Here is a 1,946-nt window from a genome sequence, read left to right as displayed (position 1 = left end):
TCGTCGGCCGGCTTCGGCCCGTTCCCGACCACGATCTCGGCGCTGGCCTCGTAGCGGTCGATCTCGCGGATATCCATGTCGGGGCCGAACGGGTCGCGCCACGGGCTCCAGTAGCCGCGCCGGTAGTAGCGCCACGACGGACCCCAATAGGGCCCGTAGCGGTCGTAGTAGAACGGGTCGGGCGAGGCGGCGTAGCGCACGTCCCGGTCGGTGACGCGGTTGACCGTGGCGAACCAGTCGTGGCCGCTCGCCAGCGTCACCTCGGCGGCGCGCAGCAGCAGCGACATCTCGACCTGCTCGCGCGAGGTCACCGAATTGCCCGCGAAACTGACCCGGAAACGGTTGTCGTCGACCCGCATGTCCGAATAGCCGTAGCGGCTGCCCTGGCCGGCCGGGCCGTAGGGGGTCGCCGTCGCGCAGGCCGACAGGGCCAGCGCCGCCGTCACTGCCAGCAGGACGGGCTTGAGGACGCGAGTCTTCATCTCAGTTCTCCTTGGGCGCCGAGAAAGCGCCCCTCCTGCTGAACGGGACATGAACAACGCCGTTCCGAAGTCCGACAAGCTATTATAATCGCGAGACAATAAGCACTGACGCCGTCAACAGCAGCCCGCCCGTGACGAGCGCGAAACCGCGCCTGAAGCGCGGCTCCGCCAGGCGCCGCGCCAGGGCCGCCCCGCCCAGACCGTAGGCCGACATCGACAGCACGTCCATGCCGATGGTGGCGGCGGCGAACAGGGCCAGCTGCGGCGCCGCGGGCCGGTGGACGTCGAGGAACGGCGGCAGCACGGCGGTGAAGAACAGCACCGCCTTGGGATTGGCGATCTGGACCATGAAGCCGTCCAGCCAGGCGCTGCGGCCCGGCCGGAGGGCCGCCGCGGGCGGATCGGCGGCGGTGCGGAAGGCCCCGCGCAGGGCGTTCACCCCCAGCCAGGCGACATAGAGGGCGCCGCCGATCGAGATCAGCCGGAACACCTGGGGAAGGGCGATCACCAGGGCCCCGAGGCCCAGGGCCGCGGCCCCGAACCACACCAGGGTGGCGGCGTTCATGCCGACCACCCCGGCCAGGGCGGCGGCCGGGCCGCGGCGGACGCCGTTGGCCACCGAGAACAGGTTGGCGGGCCCGGGCGTCACGGCCATCACGGCCATGACCCCGAGAAAGGTCAGATAGAGCTGCGGATCGACGGGCAGGCCGGACATGGCCGCCGTGTCGCGTCCGCCGCGGCCCCGGTCAAGCCTCCGCGCCGTCCCGCGCGTCGCGCCTGCCCAGCACGCGCAGGCGCAGGGCGTTCAGCTTGATGAAGCCGGCGGCGTCCTTCTGGTCATAGGCCACGGCCCCGTCCTCGAAGGTGACCAGTTCCTGGTCGTACAGGCTGTGCGGGCTCTCGCGGCCGATGACGGTGGCGTTGCCCTTGTACAGCTTGACCCGCACCGTGCCCGACACCTTCGCCTGCGAGTGGTCGATGGCCGCCTGCAGCATCTCGCGCTCGGGCGAGAACCAGAAGCCGTTGTAGATCAGGTGGGCGTATTTGACCGCCAGCTCATCCTTCAGATGCATGGCGCCGCCGTCCAGCGTGATCGACTCAATGCCGCGGTGCGCCGCCAGCAATATGGTCCCGCCGGGGGTCTCATAGACGCCGCGCGACTTCATGCCGACGAAGCGGTTCTCGACCAGGTCGAGCCGGCCGATCCCGTTGTCGTGGCCGTACTGGTTCAGGGCGGTCAGCAGGGTCGCCGGGCTCATCGCCTCGCCGTTGATCGAGACCGCGTCGCCCTTGTCGAAACCGAGGGTGATCACGGTCGCCACATCCGGCGCGTCCTCCGGCGACAGGGTGCGCTGGTGCACGAATTCGGGGGCCTCGACCGCCGGATCCTCCAGCACCTTGCCCTCGCTGGACGAGTGCAGGAGGTTGGCGTCGACGCTGAACGGGGCCTCGCCGCGCTTGTCC

General features: G+C 70.2%; 2 protein-coding genes and 1 pseudogene. All 3 read right to left on the bottom strand.

The window, feature by feature from the left end; genetic code table 11:
* Positions 1-482 (bottom strand): hypothetical protein (locus tag Q0588_RS15655; RefSeq protein ID WP_298748127.1); only part of this gene is annotated, 482 nt, incomplete at its 3' end.
* An 82-nt stretch (positions 483-564) separates the two neighbouring features.
* Positions 565-1,197 carry a LysE family translocator gene (locus Q0588_RS15650; protein WP_298748125.1) on the bottom strand — a complete coding sequence of 211 codons (633 nt, stop codon included), beginning with the start codon at positions 1,195-1,197 and terminating at the stop codon, positions 565-567.
* Between the two features lie 31 nt (positions 1,198-1,228).
* A pseudogene (locus Q0588_RS15645) lies at positions 1,229-1,946 on the bottom strand (argininosuccinate synthase domain-containing protein); the annotation flags it as partial.

Origin of the sequence: uncultured Brevundimonas sp. (genome assembly GCF_937870815.1) — a bacterium.
In the GTDB taxonomy this organism is placed as follows: Bacteria; Pseudomonadota; Alphaproteobacteria; order Caulobacterales; family Caulobacteraceae; genus Brevundimonas.
The sequence above is the reverse complement of the archived record's forward strand: the minus strand, read 5'-3'. Positions and strand labels throughout refer to the sequence as shown.

Coding starts and splice junctions, on each gene's coding strand:
- Q0588_RS15650 (WP_298748125.1), bottom strand. CDS start 1,197: ATGTCCGGCCTGCCCGTCGATCCGCAGCTCTATCTGACCTTTCTCGGG.